This window comes from Vannielia sp. ABF1_015, from assembly GCF_056160745.1.
Genome location: NZ_JBSWXT010000002.1, coordinates 916,381 through 941,364, shown reverse-complemented (window position 1 = coordinate 941,364; position 24,984 = coordinate 916,381). Strand labels below are relative to the sequence as shown.

23 protein-coding genes are annotated in these 24,984 nt (G+C 63.2%); 14 read left to right on the top strand and 9 right to left on the bottom strand.

From position 1 onward, the window contains the following. Positions 1–53 precede the first annotated feature (53 nt). Together ACXAG6_RS17030 and ACXAG6_RS17025 are read right to left on the bottom strand one after the other, a co-directional pair. Positions 54–872: a heparin lyase I family protein gene (locus tag ACXAG6_RS17030; RefSeq protein ID WP_475339025.1), complete on the bottom strand. Its 819-nt coding sequence runs from the start codon at positions 870–872 to the stop codon at positions 54–56. 247 nt (positions 873–1,119) lie between these two features. After that, entirely contained in the window at positions 1,120–2,337 is a 1,218-nt protein-coding gene (locus ACXAG6_RS17025; protein ID WP_475339082.1) for a M24 family metallopeptidase, read from the bottom strand. A 222-nt stretch (positions 2,338–2,559) separates the two neighbouring features. On the opposite strand from ACXAG6_RS17025, the gene ACXAG6_RS17020 reads away from it, so the two are divergent. Beyond that, positions 2,560–2,973, top strand: coding sequence for a hypothetical protein (locus ACXAG6_RS17020; protein WP_475339023.1), 414 nt, complete (start codon positions 2,560–2,562; stop codon positions 2,971–2,973). A 5-nt stretch (positions 2,974–2,978) separates the two neighbouring features. Here ACXAG6_RS17020 and ACXAG6_RS17015 read toward each other — a convergent pair whose 3' ends face one another. Further along, positions 2,979–4,352, bottom strand: a complete 1,374-nt coding sequence (locus ACXAG6_RS17015) for an L-serine ammonia-lyase (protein ID WP_475339022.1) — start codon at positions 4,350–4,352, stop codon at positions 2,979–2,981. 381 nt (positions 4,353–4,733) lie between these two features. Between ACXAG6_RS17015 and rpiA the strand changes: the two genes are divergently transcribed. From rpiA to ACXAG6_RS16985, 6 genes are all read left to right on the top strand, one after another. Beyond that, entirely contained in the window at positions 4,734–5,513 is a 780-nt protein-coding gene (rpiA, locus tag ACXAG6_RS17010) for a ribose-5-phosphate isomerase RpiA (RefSeq protein WP_475339021.1), read from the top strand. 35 nt (positions 5,514–5,548) lie between these two features. Then, positions 5,549–6,919 carry a glutathione-disulfide reductase gene (gene gorA, locus ACXAG6_RS17005; RefSeq protein WP_475339019.1) on the top strand — a complete coding sequence of 457 codons (1,371 nt, stop codon included), beginning with the start codon at positions 5,549–5,551 and terminating at the stop codon, positions 6,917–6,919. Positions 6,920–7,033: 114 nt separating this feature from the next. Further along, on the top strand, positions 7,034–8,260 hold the full coding sequence (gene hflK / locus ACXAG6_RS17000; RefSeq protein WP_475339018.1) for an FtsH protease activity modulator HflK: 1,227 nt from the start codon (positions 7,034–7,036) through the stop codon (positions 8,258–8,260). After that, complete coding sequence (gene hflC, locus ACXAG6_RS16995; protein ID WP_475339017.1) at positions 8,260–9,462, top strand: protease modulator HflC; 1,203 nt, start codon at positions 8,260–8,262, stop codon at positions 9,460–9,462. Before hflK ends, hflC begins: the two co-directional genes overlap by 1 nt. Before the next feature lie 3 nt (positions 9,463–9,465). Next, positions 9,466–9,660 carry a DUF2065 family protein gene (locus ACXAG6_RS16990; protein WP_475339016.1) on the top strand — a complete coding sequence of 65 codons (195 nt, stop codon included), beginning with the start codon at positions 9,466–9,468 and terminating at the stop codon, positions 9,658–9,660. 275 nt (positions 9,661–9,935) lie between these two features. Next, entirely contained in the window at positions 9,936–11,396 is a 1,461-nt protein-coding gene (locus ACXAG6_RS16985) for a Do family serine endopeptidase (RefSeq protein ID WP_475339081.1), read from the top strand. Positions 11,397–11,510: 114 nt separating this feature from the next. On the opposite strand, the gene ACXAG6_RS16980 is transcribed toward ACXAG6_RS16985, so the two are convergent. Together ACXAG6_RS16980 and ACXAG6_RS16975 are read right to left on the bottom strand one after the other, a co-directional pair. Continuing rightward, the gene (locus ACXAG6_RS16980) at positions 11,511–12,458 is read right to left on the bottom strand and encodes an alpha/beta fold hydrolase (protein WP_475339015.1); all 948 of its coding nucleotides are present in this window, start codon (positions 12,456–12,458) and stop codon (positions 11,511–11,513) included. Positions 12,459–12,461: 3 nt separating this feature from the next. Further along, complete coding sequence (locus ACXAG6_RS16975) at positions 12,462–12,749, bottom strand: SCP2 sterol-binding domain-containing protein (RefSeq protein ID WP_475339014.1); 288 nt, start codon at positions 12,747–12,749, stop codon at positions 12,462–12,464. Between the two features lie 81 nt (positions 12,750–12,830). Here ACXAG6_RS16975 and ACXAG6_RS16970 point away from each other — a divergent pair, with 81 nt between their 5' ends. From ACXAG6_RS16970 to ACXAG6_RS16950, 5 genes are all read left to right on the top strand, one after another. Further along, positions 12,831–13,466: a tetratricopeptide repeat protein gene (locus ACXAG6_RS16970; protein ID WP_254695338.1), complete on the top strand. Its 636-nt coding sequence runs from the start codon at positions 12,831–12,833 to the stop codon at positions 13,464–13,466. Between the two features lie 32 nt (positions 13,467–13,498). Continuing rightward, complete coding sequence (locus ACXAG6_RS16965; protein WP_475339012.1) at positions 13,499–16,414, top strand: helicase-related protein; 2,916 nt, start codon at positions 13,499–13,501, stop codon at positions 16,412–16,414. Positions 16,415–16,443: 29 nt separating this feature from the next. After that, complete coding sequence (locus ACXAG6_RS16960) at positions 16,444–16,797, top strand: RNA-binding S4 domain-containing protein (RefSeq protein WP_475339011.1); 354 nt, start codon at positions 16,444–16,446, stop codon at positions 16,795–16,797. 46 nt (positions 16,798–16,843) lie between these two features. Beyond that, complete coding sequence (gene fdxA / locus ACXAG6_RS16955; protein WP_140015042.1) at positions 16,844–17,179, top strand: ferredoxin FdxA; 336 nt, start codon at positions 16,844–16,846, stop codon at positions 17,177–17,179. Between the two features lie 247 nt (positions 17,180–17,426). Beyond that, a complete protein-coding gene (locus ACXAG6_RS16950) occupies positions 17,427–17,936 on the top strand; it encodes a CarD family transcriptional regulator (protein WP_140015041.1) in 510 nt (169 codons plus the stop codon). A 73-nt stretch (positions 17,937–18,009) separates the two neighbouring features. Here ACXAG6_RS16950 and ACXAG6_RS16945 read toward each other — a convergent pair whose 3' ends face one another. The 3 genes from ACXAG6_RS16945 to ACXAG6_RS16935 form a co-directional block, all read right to left on the bottom strand. Continuing rightward, positions 18,010–19,884: a cation:proton antiporter domain-containing protein gene (locus ACXAG6_RS16945; protein ID WP_475339009.1), complete on the bottom strand. Its 1,875-nt coding sequence runs from the start codon at positions 19,882–19,884 to the stop codon at positions 18,010–18,012. 273 nt (positions 19,885–20,157) lie between these two features. Beyond that, positions 20,158–20,700 (bottom strand): hypothetical protein, encoded by a 543-nt coding sequence (locus tag ACXAG6_RS16940; RefSeq protein ID WP_475339008.1) that lies wholly within the window; start codon positions 20,698–20,700, stop codon positions 20,158–20,160. Beyond that, on the bottom strand, positions 20,697–21,443 hold the full coding sequence (locus tag ACXAG6_RS16935) for a YebC/PmpR family DNA-binding transcriptional regulator (RefSeq protein ID WP_475339007.1): 747 nt from the start codon (positions 21,441–21,443) through the stop codon (positions 20,697–20,699). The genes ACXAG6_RS16940 and ACXAG6_RS16935 overlap by 4 nt, the downstream gene beginning before the upstream one ends. Positions 21,444–21,587: 144 nt before the next feature. On the opposite strand from ACXAG6_RS16935, the gene ACXAG6_RS16930 reads away from it, so the two are divergent. Next, entirely contained in the window at positions 21,588–23,366 is a 1,779-nt protein-coding gene (locus ACXAG6_RS16930; protein WP_475339006.1) for an SLC13 family permease, read from the top strand. 24 nt (positions 23,367–23,390) lie between these two features. Here the strand turns inward: ACXAG6_RS16930 and ACXAG6_RS16925 are convergent, their stop codons facing one another. Then, entirely contained in the window at positions 23,391–24,266 is an 876-nt protein-coding gene (locus ACXAG6_RS16925) for a LysR family transcriptional regulator ArgP (protein ID WP_475339004.1), read from the bottom strand. A gap of 77 nt (positions 24,267–24,343) precedes the next feature. Here ACXAG6_RS16925 and ACXAG6_RS16920 point away from each other — a divergent pair, with 77 nt between their 5' ends. Then, positions 24,344–24,970: a LysE/ArgO family amino acid transporter gene (locus ACXAG6_RS16920; protein ID WP_475339003.1), complete on the top strand. Its 627-nt coding sequence runs from the start codon at positions 24,344–24,346 to the stop codon at positions 24,968–24,970. Positions 24,971–24,984 lie beyond the last annotated feature (14 nt).

Below are 24,984 nucleotides of genomic sequence, written 5' to 3'. Positions count from 1 at the left end.
GATTATCGGTCATATTTTATAGCCTTCTAAGATTTGCCAAAGGCACTGTATGGCTAAACAGCTTTGAAAATTTCCAATCTTGAAAAATAGGCAACCTGCGGAGGCACCCGCTTTGGCCCGCCTGGGTATTGGTTTGTCCCTGTTTGATAGATGCCGTACCTGACTTCCAGAAAGCCACGGTCGATCATGGTTCGCCCACGAAACGTTCCAAGCTTCCGACCATCCACAACAACCGTCAAATAGCCATCTCTCTCCGTTGATAGCCCGAAGCGTACCTGAACGTTGATCCAACGGTCAAGCATGCCTCTCCGAAGGTTACCGATGGTGTATTCATCGGTACGAACACGCTCGTTCTCTTGCTGCCTCATTTCGGACAAGGCGGCGTAAGTGCGCGTTTGCCTTGTCCCGCGATCAGTATCGAAGGAGAAAAGAGGAAAGCTGTCATAATCTTTTCCCCTATAAAAACCAGAAAGAAGCTGGCCCAATGTCGTGCCAAATTGATCAACGATATTATACTCGGAGGATGGCAGTAAAACCGAATAGCGAAACAGACCGGAGTCACCTGACTTCAAATTAGTTTGAAGGACACGCTCCGTGCGCGCTCTCGTGACCATTCGTCCATTCAATGGTCGGGCTCTGCAATCGTTATTCTGAGAGCAATCACCGCCACGCAGCTCAAAACGCTCTACTCTGCCGCCAATTGCTCCGGTCGGATCCTTGACTTTTTTATAGGAATAGTTCTTTTTGGTTCCGCTGTGGTATTTCTTTTTGATACGGGCTTTTTTGAATCTTGACTGGGCATGTGTCGGCCATCCAAGAGCAATGAGCAATAATGCAGACGATGCACTGACAATAAAATCCCGTCTTTTCATGCGATCCCCCGTACTGCTCGGTTGATTTAGTCGCTAAATTCGCGCGTCCTCGGCCCTGAACTCCACCGCATTCCATCACTTCCCGTGCTTCAGAATAACAGGTCACCCAGCAACTGCAATGTCCGCTGGTGGCACGCCGGGGTTGCAGCGCATGTGGCAGAGGGCGGATCGGTTGCTCGCTGTGCTGCATCCGAGGCGAAAGTTGGGTTCGAAGTAGACGTTCGGCGGGTCGCACGCCCACTCCCCCTCAGGGCTTCACCACCAACCCCGGCGGCGTCGTCGCCAGATACTCCGCGCTGGCGTCGTTAATCAGCATCGTCTCGGTCAGTTCAATGCCCCCATCATCCAGCCAGAGCCCCGGCATGAAGTGAAACACCATGCCCGGCTCCAACTCCGTCTCGTCGCCCTCCCGTAGGCTCATCGTCCGCTCGCCCCAGTCGGGCGGGTAGCTGAGGCCCACGGAGTAGCCGCAGCGGCTGTTCTTCTCGAAACCGTAGCGGTTCAGCGTCTGTGTGAAGCTGCGCGCCACCTCCGAGCAGGTCGCGCCGGGCCGCGCCGCGCCCATCACCGCCGCCGTGGCCGCCATCAGCGCCTCCTCGGCCTTGCGATACTTGTTGGGCGGCTCGCCGAAGAACAGCGTGCGCGACTGCGGGCAGTGATAGCGCCGGTGGCACCCCGCGATCTCGAAGAAGGTCGGCGTCCCACGCAAGATCGGCGCGCCGTCCCATGTGAGATGCGGTGCCGTGGCATCCATCCCAGAGGGGGTCATCGGCACAATCGCCGGATAGTCGCCCCAGGCCCCCCGCGTGCCCAACGCCCCGGCCTTCAGGATCTCCGCCACCAGCGCGTTCTTCTGCATCCCCGGCTCGGCCACTTCGGCGATCACCCGGTGCATCTCGGTCACGATCTCGCCCGCGCGCCGCATATAGCTGATCTCGGCGGCAGACTTCACCGCCCGGCACCAGTTCACCAGCCCCGTCGCATCGGCCACATCCGCATCCGGAAGCCCCTTGGTCAGCGCCAGATGGGCGGCGGCGGAATAGTAGTAATTGTCCAGCTCCACCCCGATCCGCGAGGCCCCGTGCCCGCTGTCGCTGACCAGTTGCGCCAGCACCGTCATCGGGTGGGCATCCGGGTTTTGCACCAGCCAGTCCTCGTAGCCGAAGATATGATCCTGACTCATCCAGACCGTCCGCCGCGCCCCCGCCGCATCCATCCCGCGCCCCCACCAAACCGGGTCGTCCTTCATGCTGACGATCACCGCCTGGTGGACGTAAAACGACCACCCGTCATAGCCCGTCAGCCAGTTCATGTTCGACGGGTCGGAGATGACCAACACCTCCAACCCCCGCTCCTCCATCGAGGTCCGCACGGCGGCCAATCGCTCGTGATACTCGGTGCGGGCAAAGGCCAGGGCGGAAGAGGGCAGGGAGGTGGCCGGGGCGGCGGCGCCTTGCAGGGTCATCGGAGCGGAGCGGATGTGGGGCTTGGTGGTCATGGGGGGAGGTGAGCAGGGTTTGAGGAGCGTGGCAAGAGGCAGTAGGGCGGGACTTGTCCCGCAAGGACATTTGCACAAAACGCGCTTGCTGTCGGCCCCGTTCTGGTGTCAATTACTGGCCTGCGTAAGGGGAAGCTCACTAGGCTGACGTCTTGGGGGTATGGCGTGATTTTGACTGGAGGCAATCACATGAAACTCGATAGCTTTATTGCACAAACTCTTTCGGAGATTATTAGGGGCGTTCACAAAGCTAAGGTGGACAGCTACCAACTAAGTTCGATTGCGCCTGGTTCCGTTGAAGGTGTTAAGCAAGATATTGAGACTAGAGTTTCATTTGACGTCGCGGTCACCGTCTCGGAAACCTCCGATAAATCGGGCGCTGTGGATGCCTCGGCGGGTGGCGAGGTAAGAGTTCTTGGGGTCGGCGTAAAGCTGGGAGCAGGTGGAGAGAATAAGATTGAGAAATCTAAAATGGACTCGCGAGTTTCCAGAGTTTCCTTTGAGGTGCCGATACTTCTAAATAAACACCATCGCAAGGACGCCAGCATGGAAGCCGAGGTCGAGTTTGTTAGGAAGCTAATCGAAACGAAACAAGAAGGATAGTTTCCTCAACAATTCGGCACATTCACCGCCAACCCACCCAGGGCCGTCTCCTTGTACTTCTCACTCATATCCCGCCCCGTCTCCAGCAGCGTCTTGATACACGCATCCAGCGGCACCAAATGCGAGCCATCCCCCCGCAACGCCAAGCTCGCCGCCGACACCGCCTTGATCGCCCCCAGCCCGTTGCGCTCGATGCAGGGCACCTGCACCAGCCCGCGCACCGGGTCGCAGGTCATCCCGAGGTGATGCTCCAGCGCGATTTCCGCCGCGTTCTCCACCTGCTCCGCCGTGCCGCCCATCACCGCGCAGAGGCCCGCCGCCGCCATCGCCGCCGCGCTGCCCACCTCCGCCTGGCAGCCCGCCTCGGCCCCGCTGATCGACGCGTTATGCTTGATCAGCCCGCCCACAGCCGCTGCCGTCAGCAAGAACTCTCCCACGCGTGACGCGGCGGCTCCCGGCACATGGTCCAGCCAGTAGCGGATCACCGCAGGAACCACGCCCGCCGCCCCGTTCGTCGGCGCGGTCACAACCTGCCCGCCCGCTGCGTTCTCCTCGTTCACCGCCATCGCGTAGCAGCACATCCAGTCGTTGATCGTGTGCGGCGCGGTCAGGTTCTTGCCGCGCTCGGCCTGCAAGGCCTCCCAGATCGTGGCCGCCCGCCGTTTCACCCGCAGGCCACCGGGCAGCTCTCCATGCCCCTCCAGCCCCCGGTTCAAACAGGCCGCCATCACCTCCCAGATCCGCGCCAAGCCCTTCTCGATCTCCTCCTTGCGCCGCCGCGTGCGCTCGTTCGCCATTTTCATCTCGGCAATCGAAAGGCCGCTCTCGGCGGCCATATCCAGCATTTCGGAGGCGCTCTTGAAGGCAAAGGGCACCGGCGGCCCTTGTGCCTCATCGGCCCCCGCCGCAAGCTCCGCATCGCTCAGCACAAAGCCCCCGCCGACGGAGTAATAGACCTCTCGGTCAATCACATCGCCCTGCGCGTCCAGCGCCTCGAAGGCCAGCCCGTTGGGGTGGCCGGGCAGGGGGGCGTCATAGTCGAAGATCAGGTCATTGGCGGGGGCAAAGCGCAGCACGCTCAAGCCCTCTGGCTCCACCACGCCCCGCGCCTTCACATCCGCGAGCGCCGCCTCGCCCTTTTCTGCCTCGTAGGTTTCCGGCACCAGCCCGGCGAGGCCGAGGATCACGGCCCTGTCGGTCGCATGGCCCACCCCGGTGAAAGCCAGCGAGCCATGCAGCCGCGCCCGCACGCCAGCCACCGCAAAGGGCAGCCCCCGCAGCCGGTCAAGATAGCGCGCGGCGGCCACCATCGGCCCCATGGTGTGCGAGGAGGACGGGCCGATGCCCACCTTGAACATTTCAAAGACAGAGACAAACATGGCCGCCACCATGGCAGCCCGCCGCCCGGCGGCAAGCCCGAAAACGACACTTCCCGCGCCGCGATGGACGGCGGTCCGAGCCGCCCGCCTCCCGCATCGCGATTTTGCGCCCCGATGGCCCTGCCGCACCCGCCGCTCGCCGCCTTAACCACTCTCTGTCTTGCAAAAATGCATATGCATGGGATGTGCATCGCTTGTGCATAGGTTGTGGCTGTTAAGTTTTTAGGGTTAACGCCGCTCCGCCGCCCCTTGCAGCCGCATTTGCGCATTGCCACCTCGGCAACCCGGCCCATCGCCCGTGACCATGGCTCTTTTGCCCTCGCGCCCTGCGCCTCGAGCCCCTATAACCATGCCCGGACGGCCACCAGGGGGAGACCGCAGATGACTGACCTTTCGCCGATCGACAAGGCCAAGTTCGTCGCCGCCAAACGCGCGGTTGACTACGTGCAGGACGGCATGCGCGTGGGCCTCGGCACCGGCTCCACAGCGGCTTGGATGGTGCGCTGTCTTGCTGAAAAGATGCAGAAGGAAAAGCTCGATATCGTCGGCGTTCCCACCTCCACCCGCACCGCAGATCTGGCGCGTGAGCTGGGCATTCCGGTGGTGTCTCTGGACGAGGCGAAATGGCTCGATCTCACCATCGACGGGGCCGACGAGTTCGACGGGGAGCTCAACCTCATCAAGGGCGGCGGCGGGGCGTTGCTGCAAGAGAAAATTGTCGCAACCGCCTCTGACAGGATGGTGGTGATCGCCGATGCGGCCAAGGATGTCACCTCGCTCGGGGCCTTTCCGCTGCCGGTGGAGGTGATCCCCTTCGGCTGGCAAACCACCAAGGCGCTGGTTGAGGAAACCCTTATAAACATGGATGTTCTGGGCCGCGACACCAGCCTGCGCATGAATGATGACGCGCCCTATGTGACCGATGAGGGCAACTACATCCTCGATTTGCACCTGCGCCGCATCGGCAACGCGCGCCAGTTGAGCCTCGTGCTCAATCAGGTGCCCGGCGTGGTTGAAAACGGGTTGTTCATCGACATATGCGACGTTGTGATCATCGGTCACGGCGACGGGCGCGTACAGGTGCGCGACATCAATGAAGGCACCGAGGAGGAAGAGAAGATCGACCTCCTTGAGGGAGACAACATCTTCGCCGACCTCTGAGGAGGAGAGGGCGGCCAGCGAGGCAAGGCAGACACATGGAATTTGATTACGACCTCTTCGTCATCGGCGGCGGCTCCGGCGGCGTGCGCGCGGCGCGGCTGGCCAGTTCGGAAGCGGGCGTCAAAGTGGGGCTGGCGGAAGAGTATCGCATGGGGGGCACCTGTGTGATCCGTGGCTGCGTGCCCAAGAAGTTGATGGTCTATGCCTCGCACTTCCCCGAAGAGATGAAGCTGGCGCAGGCCTACGGCTGGACGGTGCACGCCGGCGGGTTTGACTGGGGCAAGTTCCGCCATCACCTGCACGCCGAGTTGGACAGGCTGGAGCAGATCTACACCCGCAACCTCGAAAAGGCCGGCGTGGAGATTTTCGGGCAGCGTGCCGTGGTGAAAGACCCGCATACCGTTGCGCTGGCTGATGGCACCGAGTTCAAATGCCGCCATATCCTCGTGGCCACGGGCGGGGCCCCCAGCTTCCCGCCGCTTGAGGGGGCCGAGGAGTTTGGCATCAGCTCCAACGACATCTTCCTGATGGAGGAGCTGCCCGAGAGCATCCTGATCATCGGCGGCGGCTTCATCGCCTGCGAAATGGCCTGCATCCTCAATGGCTTGGGGGTCAAGACAACGCTCTTTTTGCGCGGCGCACAGATCCTTCGCGGCTTCGATGACGAGGCTCGCGGCCATCTGGCCGATCACATGGCCAGCCTCGGCATCGAGATCCACACCGGCACCTCGATCACCGAGATGCAGAAGCTCGAAAATAAGATTTCCGTGCGCACGACCACCGGCCACGAAGGGCTCTACGAAAAGATCCTGTTTGCCACCGGCCGCGACCCCAACACCAAGGGCCTCGGACTGGAAGATGCAGGCGTGAAGCTGGGCCGGATGGGAGAGGTGATCGTCAACGAGTTCAGCCAGACAGATGTGCCCTCGATCTACGCCATCGGCGATGTGACCGGACGGGTGGAGCTGACGCCGGTTGCCATCCGCGAGGGCGTGGCCTTTGTGAACACCGTGTTCCACGGCAAACCAACGCCGGTGGATCACGAGCTGGTGCCCTCTGCCGTATACACTCAGCCCGAGCTGGGCACCGTGGGCATCACGGAGAACGAGGCAGAGCGTGCGATGGAGGCAGGCGGCGAGGCCTATGAAGTATATTCCACCTCCTTCCGCCCGATGAAGACCGCCTTCGCTCATACCGATGACCGGGTGATGATGAAGCTGATCGTCGGCAAGGAGAGCCGCAAGGTGCTGGGCTGCCATATCGTGGCCCCCGAGGCTGGCGAGATGATCCAGCTGGCCGGGATCGCCATCAAGATGGGTGCCACGAAAGAAGATTTTGACCGCACCTGCGCGGTGCATCCGACCATGGCAGAGGAACTGGTGACGATGAAAACCCCCGTGCGCTGAGGCGTCGCGGGGTGCGGGCGCAGTTGAATTTGGCGCTCCCGTAACCACCTGTGCTACAACACGAACCAACCCGCCCCCGAAGGCGGACCGGCAAGGAAGAGGAAAGAGACACATATGGCTGGCAATAACGGCGGCCCTTGGGGCGGCGGATCGTCTGGCGGTGGCTCCGGCGGTGGAAATGGCGACGATCGTGATCGACCCAATCGCCCGGAGGGCGGGCGCAGGCCCGGTGAGGGGGCAGGGATCCCCGAGATCGACCAGATCATGAAAAAGGGCCAGGAGCAGCTGAAGGTGCTCATGGGCGGGCGTGGCGGCGGCAGCAATGGCCGTGGCCCCGGCGGACGTGGCCCGGGCGGCAGCGGCGCTCCCTGGCTCACTCGCGGCACCCTGCTGATTGGCGTCGGCGCAGCGGCCCTGCTCTGGGCCTTCTCCAGCTTTTACACTGTCCGGCCTGAACAACAGTCGGTCGAGCTGTTTCTGGGTGAGTTCTCCGACATCGGCACAGAAGGCCTCAACTTCGCTCCTTGGCCCTTCGTCACCGCCGAGGTGATCGACGTCACCACCAACCGCACCGAGGATATCGGCGTGCGGCGTGGCTCTTCCGGCAATGACGGGCTGATGTTGACCACCGACGAGAACATCGTCGATATCGACTTTCAGGTGGTCTGGAACGTGAAGAACGCGGCAGATTTCCTGTTCTCGCTGCAACAGCCTGAGCTCACCGTGCGCTCGGTGGCCGAGTCCGCCATGCGCGAAGTGATCGCGCAGTCCGAACTCGCCCCGATCCTCAACCGGGACCGTGCCGCGATTGAAGCGGCGGTGGATGAGCTGATCCAGCAGATTCTCGACCAGCAGGAAACCGGCATCAACGTCATCCGCGTCAACTTCAACAAGGTGGACCCGCCCTCGCAGCAGGTGCAGGTGACCGACATCAACGGCAACACCACCAACACCTCGGTGATTGACGCCTTCCGCGACGTGCAGGCCGCCGAGCAGGAGCGTGATCAGGTTGAACGTCAGGCCGATGCCTATGCCAACGGACGTCTCGCGGCAGCCCGTGGTCAGGGTGCGCGGATCCTTGAGGAAAGCGAAGCCTACCGCTCGCGCGTCGTCAACGACGCCACCGGTGAAAGCTCGCGCTTCTTGTCGGTGCTGGAAGAATACCGCGCCGCGCCGGAAGTGACGCGCAAGCGCCTCTATCTTGAAACGATGGAAAAGGTGCTGGGCGACGTCGACAAAATTATCCTTGAAAATCAAGGTGAAGACGGTGGCTCGGGCGTTGTGCCTTACCTGCCGCTCAACGAGCTTCGCCGATCCACTACCAGCGGAGGGAGCAACTGATGAACCGCGCCTCCTATCTCATTCCCGTCGTCGCCATCGTGCTGGCCGCGCTGCTTTCGTCGATCTATATCGTCGATGAGCGTGAAAAGGTGCTGGTGCTCCGTTTCGGCCAGATCAAGCAGGAACGCACCGAGCCGGGCTGGTACTTGAAAGTGCCGCTGCTCGACGATGTTGTGGATTACGAAGACCGTATCCTCTCCATCGAAACACCGCTGATCGAGGTGACCCCGGCTGATGACCGGCGTCTCGTTGTCGATGCTTTCGTGCTTTGGCGCATCGTTGATCTGGTGCAGTTCCGTCAGGCCCTCGGTGCCGGTGACGAACGCGCTGCCGAGATCCAGCTGAATGACATTCTCGACGGTCAGATCCGCGCCGTGCTGGGTTCGGATGGTGTGACGTCCAACACCATTCTCTCGCCCGAGCGGACCTCGCTGATGGACCAGATCGAAGTGCGGGCCAACGCCCGTGCCTCGGCGCTGGGCATCGAGGTTGTCGATGTGCGGCTACGGCAAACCAACCTGCCCGACCAGAACTTCGACGCCACCCTGCAGCGGATGATCGCCGAGCGGGAACGGGAAGCCATCGACGAACGGGCCCGAGGCCAGGAAGCGGCCCAGAGGGTGCGCGCCTCCGCTGACCGGACCTACGAGGAGATCCTCGCCGAAGCTCGCCGTGATGCCCGCATCATTCAGGGTCAGGCCGATGCGGAACGAAACCGTATCTTTGCCGAAGCCTATGGGCAGGATCAGGAGTTCTTCGAGTTCTACCGTTCGCTGACCGCTTATGAGAACGCGCTGAAGGGTAACAATTCGTCAATGGTGATGAGCCCGGATTCGGAGTTCTTCAATTACCTGCGCAGCGATGGCTCCTCTGCCGGCGCGGCGCCGGCGCCAGTCGATGAGGCTGCTGCAGCAGCGGCACGGGAGGCCAATGAGGCCGCCATCCGCGCCGCCGAAGAATCGGCTGCCGAAACGGCCAGCGAGGCCGAAGCGGTGACCGAGACCATGCCGGACCCGGTGAACATTCCCGATGACGCCGAGATTGGCACAGAAGGGGACGCCGAGGGTGAAACCAGTGAGGTTCCGATGGAGCCTGCGGGTGAAACCGACGCCTCCACCGATGCGCCGGGCCCTGCCGAGGATGCGCCTGCCGAGGATGCGCCCGCTGAGGAGGCTCCCGCCGACGACACCACGGGCAACTGACCCATGGCCTTGGCGCTCTACGCGCTTGGCGCAATCTGCATTGTGGAGGGGCTGGTGCTTGCACTGGCCCCTTCGCTTTATGAGGATATCCTGCGCTGGATCGTCTCCCTGCCGCCCGAAGCGCGCAGGACGATCGGCTTTCTGGCGCTGACGGCAGGGGCGCTTTCCCTCTGGGCGGCGGCGTGGATTGGTGGATGAGGCGCGGTTTTCACGCCTTGGGGCAACGCACCCCCTTGCGCGACGCTTCCGTGGCTGAAACACTTTGCGCCGAGGGTTGACGCGGTATTCACGGCCAAGTGACGCACCGCGATAGCCATTGAGTTGCGCTTCTGCCTTCCTATCTGGGAAATAGACAGAAGCAGAGAGGGGCGCCTGACCGGCCTGACGCGCATTTCGCGCAGGCCCATGCTGGCCGGTCCGCCCCGACGATCAAGGGAGACCATCCAGTGACTTCACAGGCAATCGCAACCCCAATGGTGCAGGACCGCCGAGGCGCTTTTGCGCTGCGCGGCCTCTTCGCCCTGCTCATCGGCATGGCGCTGCTGGCGGCGCAAGCCGTGAATGCGCAATCTCGCGCCATTCCGGGCAGCTTCGCTGACCTTGCCGAGCAGATCAGCCCCTCGGTTGTCAACATCACCACCTCCACCACGGTTTCGCGCCGCACCGGCCCCACGCCGCAGGTGCCCGAAGGCTCGCCCTTCGAGGACTTCTTCCGCGATTTTCTTGACCGTGAAGGCAACCCTGACCGTCCGCGCCGCAGCTCGGCGCTGGGCTCGGGCTTTGTGATCTCTGAAGATGGTTACATCGTGACGAACAACCACGTCATTGAAGGCGCGGACCAGATCACCATCGAGTTCTTCTCCGGCAAGGAGTTGGACGCCGAAGTGGTGGGCACAGATGCCAACACCGACATCGCCCTGCTGAAGGTTGATCCTGAAGAGGCGCTGCCCTTTGTTCCCTTTGGCGACAGCAACACCGCCCGCGTGGGCGATTGGGTGATTGCCATGGGCAACCCGCTTGGTCAGGGCTTTTCGGTTTCCGCCGGGATCGTCTCAGCCCGCAATCGGGCGCTGTCGGGCACCTATGACGATTACATCCAGACCGACGCGGCCATTAACCGCGGCAACTCCGGTGGCCCACTGTTCAACATGGACGGTCAGGTGATTGGTGTGAACACCGCCATCCTGTCGCCCAACGGCGGCTCCATCGGCATCGGCTTTTCCATGGCCTCCAACGTGGTGACCAAGGTGGTTGCCCAGCTCAAGGAATACGGCGAAACCCGCCGTGGCTGGCTGGGTGTGCGTATTCAGGATGTCACCCCGGATGTGGCCGAAGCCATTGGCCTGACCCCGGCCAAGGGCGCGCTGGTCACCGATGTGCCCGAAGGTCCGGCCATGGAAGCTGGCATGAAATCGGGTGATGTGATCATCAGCTTCGACGGGCAAGAGGTAGAAGACGTGCGCGGCCTCGTGCGCCGGGTGGGCAACACCGAGGTCGGCAAAACCGTCCGCATGGTGGTATTCCGCGATGGCAAGACCGAGACGCTGAAGGTCACCCTTGGTCGCCGTGAAGAGGCCGAAGGCGCTGTGCCCGCCGTGGCCGAGCAGGGAGAGGGCACAGAGCCCGAAGCGCCGCAGGAGCAAGAGCTTCTGGGCCTCACCGTCACCACGCTGACCGATGAGCTGCGCGAGCAGATGAGCCTCGACGGCAATGAGGAAGGGCTGGTGATCAAGGAGGTCGACGAGATGTCGGAGGCCTACGAGAAGGGCCTGCGCGCGGGTGACATCATCACAGAGGCCGGCCAGCAAAAGGTGCGGGCGGTGAATGAGCTGGAAGACCGGGTGGAAGAAGCCCGCGAGGCTGGCCGCAAATCGCTCCTGCTGCTGATCCGCCGTGCCGGAGAGCCCCGCTTCGTGGCGCTTTCGCTGGAATAAATCGAGTTCTCATAGGCGAGAAAACCTGGCCCGCGCATCCAGCGCGGGTCTTTTTCTGTCAGGGGTGGTTTGAAGCAGGGCAGGTGGGCGGCAGGCAGCTGTGTGCCGTAAATTTCAGCCGCTATGCGCGTTGAAAAAGGCGATTGTCCGGGCAAAGAAATCGGCCCGCACCTCGGGCGTTTCCATCAGGATCTCATGCTCCGCGCCCTCAGGCACCACGAGCTCTGCTCCGGGCCAGCTATCCATGCGTTTGCGCACCGCTGCCGGGTCCACGATCCGCTCATTGCCTCCGAGATACGTCAGGCAGGGCAGGTCGGGGGCGGGCATGCGCATCAGCCCGCGCATTTCCACCAATGCCCGGTTCAGCCAATGCAGGCTTGGCCCGCCCAAGGCCAGCTCGGGATGGGCGGTGAGCTGGGCGCGCATGTAGAGCCACATCTCTTCGTCACGGGTGAGCAAGTTATTCTCGAATTCAGCGGTGAGCGCATAGGTTTCGGGCACGGTGCCGGGGGCAAACCTGCCGCCCATGCCGAGGGGGCGCGACAGGGTTGAGAGCACCCAGGCCGCGGGCCGCACCACCGGATGAAACCGGATGCCCCACATCGGGGCCGAGAAAGCAGCAGCCTTCAGCTCCAGCCGATGCGCAGCGCGAAGCCCGATGCAGCCGCCCATGGAGTGTCCGATGAGCACGTGGGGCAGGGGGGCGGCTTCCAGCTCGCGCACCGCCGCCACCATTGCATCCACGTCGAGCTGGTAGTCGTCAAACTCGTTGACATGGCCAGTTGCCGGGTCGGGCAGGGCACGATCGGCCAAGCCCTGGCCGCGCCAGTCCATTGCTGCGATGTTCCAGCCCGCGGCCACATATTCTCGCGCCGCGCGGCCATATTTTTCAACGTATTCGGTGCGACCGGGGAAGAAGAGCACGGTGCCTTTGGCGGGGCCCTCCGGCTCGCTCACAGGCCACCACGCCATCCGCACCCGCACCCCGTCGGCGCAGGTCAGCCAGTAGGCGCGGCCCCCCTCGGGGCCGTCCGCCTCATCGTAGAGCGGTGCGTCCTGCACGCCTCAGCTCAGCGCGCCGCCGAGTTTCATGGCCATGCCCATATCACCATCCACCTTCAGGCGTCCGCCCATGAAGGCAGCGGTGGGGTTGAGGTCGCCGGAAAGAATCGCCTCGAAGGTTTCGGCATCGGCGCTCATCGTCACCTCGGCCTCTTCGTCGCCTGCGCGGGCACCGTCGCTGTCGACCATGATCGCGCCTTCATCTTCGATCACGAACTTTGCCGTGCCGTCGAAACCGCCATCCAGCTTTTCGTTCAGGGCTGCAACAGCGCTCTCTACTACAGAACTCATGCCAATCTCCTTCCAATGTGACCGTACGGGGGCTTGGCTCCCCCGTCGCTTGCGCTAAACTCATGCACAGATATGCGAGTTATGGCCAGACCTCTCAACTTTCACGTCACGGCATTTGCCGTGCTGCTGGCATTTGCCGCACCCCTCGCCGCGCAAGACGAGGATGTGCCCGGCGCGCCGCCCGAAATGCCAACGCCCTCGGCAGATGTTGCCGCGCCAATGCCCGAGGAGGAAGGTGGACGCGCGTCGCTTGATCAGCTGTTTGCCGAATTGGCCCAGCCAGAGCAGATGGGCTGGCAGCGCATCGAGGATGCGATCTGGATCGAGTGGTCGCGCTCCGGCTCTGCACCGATGGATCTTTTGCTCAAGCAAGGCCGCGAAGCGCTTGAGCGGCAAGAGTACGATCTTGCCATCGAACATCTCACCGCGCTGACGGATCATGCGCCGGAGTTTGCCGAGGGCTTCAACGCCCGCGCCACGGCTTTCTTTCAGCTCGAAATGTATGGCCTCGCGCTTGAGGACATTCGCCGTACGCTGGATCTGAACCCGCGCCATTTTGCGGCGCTCACCGGGCTTGCCGTGATCATGGAGCAGATGGGCGAAGAGGCCCGGGCGCTGACCGCCTATCAGAAAGTTCTGGAAATTCACCCGCATCGCCCCAATGTGAAGGAGGCCGTCGAGCGGCTTGAATTCACCGTGATGGGCAAGCGCATCTGACGACTCCCTAACGCTCTTATCGGAGAGGCCCCATGGGCGGCGATCCTGCGCGTATAACGGCCCTTCTCGGTCCCACCAACACTGGCAAGACTCATTTCGCCATCGAGCGGATGCTGGCCTATCCCTCTGGCGTGATCGGCTTGCCGCTCCGGCTTCTGGCGCGCGAGGTCTATGACCGGATCGTCGGGCTGCGCGGACCGAATGCGGTGGCGCTGGTGACCGGAGAAGAGCGCATCGTGCCGCCCCGCGCACGCTACTGGGTTTGCACAGTTGAGGCGATGCCGCTGACCGGCGAGCATGATTTTCTCGCCATCGACGAGATTCAGCTTTGTGCCGACCCGGAGCGCGGGCATGTGTTTACCGACCGGTTGATGAACGCGCGCGGGCGGCACGAAACCATGTTTCTCGGGGCCGAAACCATGCGTCCCGCCATCGCGCAGCTGGTGCCCCGTGCCCAGTTCGTAAAGCGTGAGCGGTTTTCGCACCTCACCTACGCGGGTTCGAAAAAGATAAGCCGAATGCCCGCACGCTCCGCCATCGTGGGGTTCTCGGTTGAAAATGTATATGCCATCGCCGAGCTGATCCGCCGCCAGAAGGGCGGCTGCGCGGTGGTGATGGGGGCGCTTTCTCCCCGCACCCGCAATGCGCAGGTGGCGCTCTACCAGAATGGTGATGTCGATTATCTCGTGGCCACGGACGCCATCGGCATGGGCCTGAACCTCGACCTGCACCACGTTGCCTTTTCGGCCACCTCCAAGTTCGACGGGCGGCGGATGCGGCCTTTGAACCCGCAGGAAATTGGCCAGATCGCGGGCCGCGCCGGGCGCTATCAGCGCGACGGTTCCTTTGGCGTGACGGGCGAGGCTTCGCCGCTCTCCGAGGAGGTTGTGGAGGCTGTTACCGAACATCGCTTCGAGCCGGTGCGGCGGCTGGAGTGGCGCAACCCGGAGCTGGATTATCGGACGCCGGCTCACCTCATTGCTTCGCTCGAAACACGGCCCGACAATCTTTTGCTGTCGCGGGCCCGCGAGGCTGATGACTTGGGTGCGCTAAAGGCCCTCGCCGCTGCGCCGGAACTTGCCGCCCGAACGACCTCCCGTGCGGATACAAAGCTGCTTTGGGACGTCTGCCGCATCCCCGATTTTCGCGGCATTTCCCATGCCGAGCACAATAGCCTGCTCACCAAGATCTTCGCCGACCTGCACGAGCTTGGCCGCATCCCCGATGACTGGTTCGCCCGGCAAGTGAAGCGGCAGGATCGAACCGATGGCGGCATTGATACGTTGTCAAAGCGGCTGGCGTATATCCGCACATGGACCTACGTGGCACAACGCAAGGGCTGGCTTGACGACGAATCCCATTGGCGCGGCGCGACCCGCGCTGTAGAAGACCGCCTGTCAGATGCCCTTCACGGCGCACTGACCCAAAGATTTGTCGACCGGCGCACATCTGTGCTGCTGCGGCGGTTGAAACAGAAGGAGAGCCTCGTGGCTGATGTAAACGACAAGGGTGAAGTGGTGATCGAAGGCCACACGGTGGGGCGCCTTGAGGGGTTCCGCTTCCGACAGGCAGACACCGCCGATGCAGGTGAGGCCAAAACCCTTCGCGCTGCCGCTGTAGCGGCGCTCGGCCCGCAGTTCTCTCTTTTGTCTGACCGCTTTTATAACGCCCCTGATACCGAGCTTGACTACACCGAGCAGGGCGGGCTGATGTGGGGCGAGCACGCCGTGGGCAAGCTGGTGAAGGGCCCCGAGGCGCTCAAGCCGCAGGTTCAGGCCTTTGTCGATGACGAGGCCGGGGCCGATGTGGCCGAAAAGGTCACGCGGCGTTTGCAGCATTTCATTGATCGCAAGATTGCCGCGCTCTTCGAGCCGCTCTTGGCGGTGAAGAATGATGAGGCGCTCACCGGGCTTGCGCGTGGTTTTGGCTTCCAACTTGTCGAAGCGCTTGGTGTGATCCCGCGCGAGCAGGTGGCGCAGGATGTGAAGGCGCTCGATCAGGATGCCCGCGGTGCGTTGCGCAAGCATGGCGTCCGGTTCGGCCAGTTCACCATTTTCATGCCGCTGCTGCTCAAGCCCGCGCCCACCCGGTTGCGGCTCGTCCTGTGGTCGCTCCACGAGGGGCTTCAGGAGTTTCCCGAAAGCCCGCCGCCGGGCCTTGTGACCATACCGCGCCCCGAAGGGCTGGCCGAAGGCTATGCCGCGATGTCGGGCTACCGCCCCGCCGGGGCCCGCGCGATCCGGATCGACATGCTGGAGCGCCTTGCCGACCAACTCCGCAGCCAGGACAGCCGCGCGGGCTTTGAGGCGAACGCCGATATGCTCTCGATCACCGGCATGACGCTGGAGCAATTCGCTGACCTCATGGGCGGGCTGGGATACAAGGCCGAGAAGGGCGAGCGCGCCAAGGTGAAGCCTGTGGATGCCGTCGTGCCCGAGGCGGGAGGCACCGCTGCGCCTGAGGGTGATACCCCGGTGATGGACGCCGCCGAGACGCAGCCCGAGGGCGGCATTATCGAGCAACCCACGCCCGAGACCCCGGCAGATGACATCTCGCCCGAAGCCGAGGCTCTGCCAGATGAGGGCGCGGCTCCCGTGGCCGAATCCCCCGCCGAGCCCGCACCCGAAGAGCCCGTGGCCGAAACGCCTGCCGAAGAGCTTGCGCCGGGCACCGCACCCGACGCCGAAATCGCAGGCCCGGAGATGGAGGTGTTTTACACCTTCACGTGGGGCGGCAATCGCGGCGGTCGTCGCAATGACCAGCAAGGCAACCGCCCGAAAGGGCAGGGCAAGGGCAAGCCACGCGGCAAGGGTGGCTCGAAGGGCAAAGGCGGCCCCCGCCGCGACGACGGGCCGAAGAATTTCCAGTCTCGCCCACCGCGTAAGGAAAAGCAGATCGACCCCGATAACCCCTTCGCGCAGGCATTGATGGGCCTCAAGAAAGAGTGAGCGGGGCCGGGGACAGCCCGCGCCCCACGTTGCGCATCGATAAGTGGCTGTTCCATGCCCGCTTCTTCAAGACCCGCAGCCTTGCCGCCAAACTGGTAAGCGAGGGTAAGCTGCGGGTTGATGGCACGCCCATTTCCAAGCCGTCCCGCATGGTTTCTCCGGGGGATACGCTGACCTTTCCGAAGGATACGCATATCCGTGTGATCCGCATCGTCGCTCTCGGCACCCGCCGTGGGCCCGCGCCCGAGGCGCAAGCGCTCTATGAAGACCTTGCCCCACCAGAACGCCCGTCCCACGATCCGTCACAGCCGCAGACTGGCGTTCGCCCCACACAGCGAGATCGACGCACCGCGCTCCGAATGCGAGGCAAGTCGCTTGAATGACGGGATGGTTTGAAATACCTCTGCCCCGAACACTTCCGAGGCCCGCATGACCTATATCGTCAACGACAACTGCATCGCCTGCAAATACACCGACTGCGTCGAAGTTTGCCCCGTGGATTGCTTCTACGAGGGTGAGAACATGCTGGTGATCCACCCCGATGAATGTATCGACTGTGGCGTTTGCGAGCCCGAATGCCCGGCAGACGCGATCCGGCCAGACACCGAGCCGGAGATGGAGAAGTGGGTCGAGTTCAACCGCAAGTACTCCGAGATGTGGCCGGTCATCGTGACCAAGAAAGACCCGCTGCCCGAAGCCGATGAGATGGATGGCAAACCGGGCAAGATGGAGCTCTTCTCGGAAGCCGCGGGCGAGGGCGGCTGAACCGGCGCTGCTCTGCCAATTTGACCATTCGGTAAAAACGTCGCGGCTCTGCGCTAGCGATGCGCTTTGAGAATCGTCATTTTTGTGATACATTCCTTGATGATGGAACGTAAATCCTGAGGCTCCCGACGCTGCGCTGCTCGCCGTATCGGGGGAAATCAAAGCGCAAACAAGACCCGCTCCCGGGGGCATGTCCGCCGGGAAAGGGTCTTTTCGGCTCCAAGGGATCGGCTAAGGAAGGCCTTGAATGACAAAGAAGAAATCCGAGTTTCGCCCCAACGATTTCGTTGTGTACCCGGCCCACGGCGTGGGCAAGATCGTCTCGATCGAGAAGCAGGAGGTCGCGGGCTTCGAGCTGGAGCTCTTCGTGATCTCCTTCGAGAAAGACAAGATGACCCTGCGCGTGCCCACGCATAAGGCGACCGAGGTCGGCATGCGCTCGCTCTCCACGCCTGACACCGTCAGCCTGGCAATGAAAACCCTCAAGGGCAAAGCCAAGGTGAAGCGGGCCATGTGGTCGCGCCGGGCGCAGGAGTATGAGCAAAAGATCAACTCCGGTGACCTGATCGCCATCGCCGAAGTGGTGCGCGACCTGCACCGCACCGATGATCAGCGTGAACAGTCCTATTCCGAGCGCCAGCTCTACGAGGCCGCACTCGAGCGCCTGACCCGCGAAATCGCCGCCGTTGCCGGCAGTGACGAGGCCGGTGCGCAGAAGCAGATCGACGACGTGCTTGTGAGCCGCGCTGCTGCATGACGGCCGCTCTTCCTTGAAGAATCAGGGGCCGCGTCTGCCCGGGCGCGGCCCCTATTTTATTATCTTGGGGGGCTCAATCCTCGTCGTCCCGCGACCGCTCCTCCTGAATTTCACGCACAAGCGCTGCTTCAAGGTCTGAGTTCAGCTCGCGTGTGCGTTTCACGTAGGCCTCGTTCTGTGTCAGCGGCACCTCGGGCTGCCACAGTTCGGCCAGCTCGCGCAGCGTGTGCCTGTCGTGCTTGTAAAAGCTCTTCTCGACCTCACTCGCTTCGAACTCGGAAAATTCCATGTTCTCCAACACATACCGTCCGGCCCTCAGGCTGGAGTCGAAGAGCTCGCGGACGATGTCATTGGCTCCGGCCTTGTAGAGTTCGTACACATGCAAGCGGTCGTGGGCGCGGGCGACGATGTGGATATCGGGCCGCGCTTCGCGTGCGTAGCGCACCAGTTGCACCGCCGTTTTGGGGTTATCAAGCGCAACCACGAGCACCTGTGCGTGGTGAATGCCCGCCGCGTGCAAAAGCTCGGGGCGGGTGGGATCGCCAAAAAACCCCTTGAAGCCGAAGCGACGCAGCAGGTTGATGGTTTCAAGGTTGTGGTCCAGCACGGTCGTCTGCACGCCAGCGGCGCTCACCATCCGGCTCACGACCTGCCCGAAGCGGCCCAGCCCGGCGATGATGACGGGCGCGTTTTCGTCCATCTCGTCGGGCTCCGGGGCCTCGCTCTCGTCCGCCATCCGCTCCGAGAGTTTCTCGTAGAGGATGAAGAACAGTGGCGTCAGCAGCATGGTCATGGCCACCACCAGCAGCAGGATCTGCGCCAGCACCGGATCCAGCATCCGCTGCCCGGTCATGAAGCCGACGAGCACGAATCCGAATTCACCGGCCTGCGCCAGCCCTAGCGTAAATAGCCATTGCCCCTTGGTGCGCAGGCCAAACATCCACCCCAGCGCAAAGAGGATCAGCCCTTTCACCAACATCACGCCAAGCGTCAGCCCGATGATGGTGAAGATGTTGCTCCACAGCACAACGAAGTTGATCCCCGCGCCAACTGTGATGAAGAACAGCCCGAGGAGGAGGCCCTTGAACGGGTTCAGGTCGGCCTCGATCTGGTGGCGGAACTCCGAGTTGGCCAGCATTACGCCGCCGAGGAAGGTGCCGAGCGCCGGAGAGAGGCCGACGAGGTTCATCAGGAAGGCAATCATCACAACCATCAGCAGGGCGGTGGCGGTGTAGAGCTCGCGCAGCTTGGCCATGTGAATGAAGCGAAACAGGGGACGGGTCAGGAAGATGCCCGCAAGGATCACCGCCAGCACCGCGCCCAGCGTCACCAGCGCCACGCCCCAGCCCGGCAGGCCTTCGACCAGAGACATGCTGTGATGGGCCTCTTCGCTGCCGCGCTGGATGGTCCCGCTCGGGTCGAGTTGAGGCACCAGCGCCACCGGCAACAGGGGCAGCACCGCGAGGATCGGGATCACCGCGATATCCTGCGTCAGCAACACCGAGATGATCGAGCGCCCACCCGGCGATTGCATCAGCCCCTTCTCGCTGAGGGTTTGCAACACGATGGCGGTTGAGGAGAGGGCGAAGGTCATGCCCACCGCAAGGGCAAGGCTCCAGCTAAGCCCTAGCGCCATGGCACAGCCCGCAATCACCAGCGAAGTGCCCACCACCTGCAGGCCACCTAGCCCAAGCAGCCGGTGCCGCATGTTCCACAGGGCCTTTGGCTCCAGCTCCAGCCCGATCAGGAAGAGCATCACGACGACACCGAATTCCGCAAAGTGCTGCAATTCCTGCGTTTCGGAACCGACAAGACCGAGGATCGGACCGATCACGATGCCCGATAGGAGGTAGCCCAACACCGAGCCGAGACCCAGCCGTGCCGATATGGGCACCGCGACCACAGCCGCGCTGAGATAGATCACTGCCTGATAGAGAAAACCTTCCATCTGCCGCCCGTCCGTCTTGCCTCCTCACACCTAGCAGGACACCCGAAAAAAGGAATGCCCACGCAGCCTGATTGTAACGATAAATCGCCCGTTGGGCGGCATGGCCGCGCTCTCGGGCGGCGGTATGAGCAATGGGCCGAGTATGGCGAGGGCAAGGGGAAGGAAAATGGCTGCGCCGGTGCAGGCGACTGTAAGGCTCCGGCTCGCGCCGTGCGATTGGCACAGCCGGGTGCCTGCGCAGATGAACGTAGGCCTATTGAGCCTTTTTCCGGCTCAGACACGAAAGGCGAAGTAGCCACAGGCAATCAGATTGGCCGACCACAGAGCGATGTAGGTTTGGCCAAAGAGCAGCACGCGGAGCACTTTGGGGCGGTGGCCGGATATGATGAGCCCGGCGGCGATGAGCCATGCGGCCAAGTAGATCGCAAAGGCAATGACCGCCGACGCGTCAAACCCCAACACGAAAACGACCGGCATCGGGAAAATCGCGATGCTGGTGTAGGGCGTCAGGCAGGTCAGGAAAAAGCACAGCGCGAAGCGGCCGGGGCCGGGCAGGAAGATGGAACGCAGCGAGCCGAAGCGGGCCTGCCATAGCGCCACGGCTGTTCCGAGCCCGAAGGCGAGTGACAAGCCCGCGATCACAGCAAGGCCGAGGGGTAGGGGGGCGGTCGATTGGCCATTGTCGGAGAGCGGAAGGAGAAGCCAGCCAGTCTTCACATTCAGCCAAAGGGCCCAATACATGACAGGCAAAAAGAAAACCGCGCCCCAGATCAGGGCGCGGCTTGCTGTCGGATGAGTGTTGACGCGAACCGTCACGCGGAGAGCTGCTCCATCACCTCGTCAGAGACCTCGAAGTTGGCAGTGACACGCTGCACGTCGTCGTCATCTTCGAGCACCTCGATGAGGCGCATCAGCTTCTGCATGCCCTCGAGGTCCAGTTCGGTTGTCGTGGTCGGGCGCCAGACCAGCTTGGCGCTTTCGCTTTCGCCCAACTCGGATTCAAGCGCGTTGGACACGTCGTTGAGGTCGGTGTCGGCGCACCAGATCACGTGGCCGTCCTCCGAGCTTTCGGCATCTTCAGCGCCCGCCTCGATGGCGGCCATCATCACGGTGTCTTCATCGCCCACAGCGGCCGGGTAAGTGACTTGCCCTTTGCGCTCGAACATAAAGCCGACCGAGCCGGTTTCGCCGAGGTTCCCGCCGTGCTTGCCGAAGGTGGAGCGCACGGTGGAGGCGGTGCGGTTGAGGTTGTCGGTCATCGCCTCGACGATCACCGCCACGCCGCCGGGGCCATAGCCCTCGTAGCGGATTTCCTTGTAGTCATCTCCGCCCGCGGCTTGCGATTTGTCGATCGCGCGCTGGATCACATCCTTGGGCACGGATTGCGACTTGGCCTCTTTCACCGCGAGGCGGAGGCGGGGGTTATTGTCGGGGTCGGGATCGCCCATCTTGGCCGCCACGGTGATTTCCTTGGCGAGCTTGGAAAAGAGCTTGGAGCGGGCGGCGTCTTGCCGACCTTTGCGGTGCTGAATGTTCGCCCATTTGGAATGGCCGGCCATGGGGGCCTCCGTTTGATGCTGTGTGCCTGATCTGGCGGGGTATATAGGGCAGAGCAGGGGCCGGGGGCAAGGTGCGTGGCGGCTTTCCTTCCGGCGGCGGGAAGGCCATGATCGGCGGGTAAAGGCGAGCGGGGACGGTCGGCGGTGACAGGCGAACAGATTACACTCTTCGCGCTCTTTGGGGCGGTCTTCGGGCTGCTGCTCTGGGGGCGCTTCCGATATGACCTTGTGGCTTTCGCGGCGCTGCTCACCGGGGTTGTCCTTGGTGTGGTGCCCTCGGACCGGGCCTTTGAGGGCTTTGGCCACCCAGCCACCATCGTTGTGGCGCTGGTGCTTGTTGTCTCGGCGGGGTTGGTGAACTCGGGCGCTGTGCTTCTGATCACCCGCACGCTTGTCAGCTCGACGCGGGGGCTTGGCGGCCACATCGCCCTGATGGGCGGCGTGGGCGGGTTGCTCAGCGCCTTCATGAACAACGTGGCCGCACTGGCGCTGCTTATGCCGGTGGATATTCAGACCGCGCGCAAAGCTGGGCGCGTGCCGGGGCTCACCCTGATGCCCCTGAGTTTTGCCACCATTCTGGGCGGCATGGCCACGCTCATCGGTACGCCGCCCAACATCATCATTGCCGCCGTGCGGGGCGATGCCCTGGGCGAGCCGTTCCGGATGTTCGACTTTGCCCCGGTGGGTGCTCTCACTGCCATTGCGGGCCTTGCCTTTGTGGCACTTGGCGGCTGGCGGCTGATTCCTGGCACGGGCGACGGGGCGGGCGCGGTGCAGGTAGGTGAGATGAAGAACTACATCGCCGAGCTGACCGTGCCCGAGGGCTCCAAGTTCGTTGGCCTCCGTGTTCGCGAGATTGAAGAGGCCGCGGTGAAGGCCGATGTTGCCGTTCTGGGCCTCGTGCGCGGTGGCAAGCGGCTTTATGGGGCGCAGCGGCTCACCAAAGTGGAGGCCGAAGATGCGCTGGTGCTGGAGGCGGTGCCGGATGCGCTTGACGAGTTCCGCGCCTCTCATGGGCTCGTTTTCTCTGATGAAAAGCGCCGTGAGCTGCTTGAAGACGCGGGCGAAGGGCTCGGGTTGATCGAGGTGGTGGTGCCGGCGGATGCGCGAATTGCCGGTCGTTCGGCCCATGGTATCGGGCTGAGCTGGCGTCAGCGCACGATCCTCATGGGGATCTCCCGGCAGGGCAAGCGGATCACCAGTCAGGTGCGCAAGGAGGAGGTCAAGCCGGGCGACATTTTGCTGCTGCTGGTGCCAAATGACCGGGCGACGGAGGTGACCGCTTGGATCGGCGCGTTGCCACTGGCAGACCGGGGGCTGGCGGTGACGCAAGACAGCAAGACCTGGCTGGCCATTGGCATGTTCGCGGCCGCCGTGGCTGCGGCTTCCTTTGGGCTTGTCTATCTTCCCGTCGCGCTTGGGCTTGTCGTCGTGGGCTATGTGCTGACGAAGATACTCTCCCTGAGCGAGCTATACACCCACATCGAATGGCCCGTGGTGGTGCTGCTCGGCTCGATGATCCCGCTCGGCGCGGCGTTGGAGGCTTCGGGCGGCACGCAAATGATCGCAGGCGCGCTGGTGGGGCTCACGGAGGGGTGGCCGGCATGGGCCATTCTCACGGTGCTGATGGTAGTGACGATGACGCTCTCGGATGTGCTCAACAACACGGCCACGGCAATCGTTGCCGCGCCCATCGGCATCCAGATGGCGAATTCTCTGGGTGTCTCGGCAGACCCGTTCTTGATGGCGGTGGCCGTTGCCGCGTCTTCCGCGTTTCTCACCCCCATAGGGCACAAGAACAACACGCTGATCCTCGGGCCGGGCGGCTACAGTTTTGGCGATTACTGGCGGATGGGCCTGCCGCTGGAGTTATTGGTCGTGGCCGTGTCGATCCCGCTCATCTTGGTGTTCTGGCCGTTGTGAGGGCCGCGGTGGGTGTCTCCCACCCTAGGCAAGATGGAGCGCAGCGGCGCGTTTGACCCGGGCCGTCAGGTCGGTCAGGGCGGGAGCGGCGAGGCGGGAGACAAGCCAAAAGAGCGGCCGGTCAATGGTGAGGCCCGGTTTGAGTTCGCAGAGCGCCCCGGATGCAAGGTGCGGCGCGGCGATGGGCGCGGGGTTCATACCCCAGCCGAGGCCGGCGCGGGCGGCGTCGATAAAGGCTGTGGTGGCGGGCATGATATGCAGCGGCGGGGCAGGCGTTGTGCCGGTGGCGGCCTCCATCCACTGAATTTGCAGCCGATCTTTGATTGAGAAGGTGAGGCAGGGCACGCGAGAAAGCGCCTCGGGGGTAGGGCCATCGGGAAAGTACCGTGCGGCGAAGGCTGCATTGCAGGTGGCGTGGTAGCGAAGAACGCCGAGAGGGTGCACGTCGCAGCCCTGCACCGGGCCGGGCTGAGCGGAAATTGCGGCAAGCACCTCGCCCCGGCGGAGCCAGTCGGCGGAGTGGTCTTCATCGTCTATGACCAGATCAAAGCTGATGCCCTCCACACCCGCCATGGCCTCGATGAACCATGTGGCGAGGCTGTCGGCATTCACCGCAAGGCGGAGGGTTGCGGGCGCGGCGGGTTGGCCAAGGTCGGCAGCGAGCGCCCGGGAGAGCAGCCCCATTTCCTCGGCGTGTCGGTAGAGGCGGGCGCCGGTTTCGGTGGCTTCGCAGGGCGTTGCGCGGCGGACAAGCGCGGTGCCCATCTTCTCCTCCAGCTTTCGGATGCGCTGAGAGACGGCGGGTGGGGACACGTTAAGCGCTGCTGCGGCCGCCTCGAAGGAGCCGGTGCGCAGGACGGCATGAAGGGCGAGGAGGGCCGGATCTGTGAACATAAGCATAGCTTAATCAGGCTTCATTCCTTTCACTAGGCTTAACCTACGTTGCCGGATATGCGGGGCCGAAAGGAGAGACGGCGATGTGGGATGCGACAATTGCGGGGTTTTCACTGGGGCTCAGCCTGATCGTGGCGATTGGGGCTCAGAACGCCTTTGTATTGCGGCAGGGGCTGCGGCGGGCTTTCGTGCTAGAAGTCGCGCTGCTGTGCGCGTTGTCGGACGCAACACTGATTGCCATCGGCGTTGCCGGTTTCGCCACGCTGGCCGATGTGATGCCCGCTCTGTTGCCGTGGTTTCGCTGGGGAGGCGTGGTTTTTCTGCTGGCCTATGGCGCGCGCAGCTTCCTTGCCGCATGGCGGGGTGGGGAGGCACTTGAGGCGACCGGAGCGGCAAATGGAAAGGGCGCTGGCAACGCGGTTTCACGCTGGAAGACGCTCGCCACCTGCGCTGCGCTGACCTTCTTCAACCCGCATGTCTATCTCGACACGGTGGCGCTTACCGGCTCGATCTCGACCCGCTATGCACCGCATGAGCTGGCCTTCGGGGTTGGCGCGGTCATCGCCTCTTTCACATTTTTCTTCTCGCTGGCCTATGGTGCCCGGTTGCTGGCCCCGCTCTTTGCCCGCCCCGCTGCCTGGCGGGTGCTCGACGTGTTGATCGGGGCGGTGATGTGGGTTATCGCGGCGGGGCTCATCCTAGGCGCATGATCGCCGGTTGACCT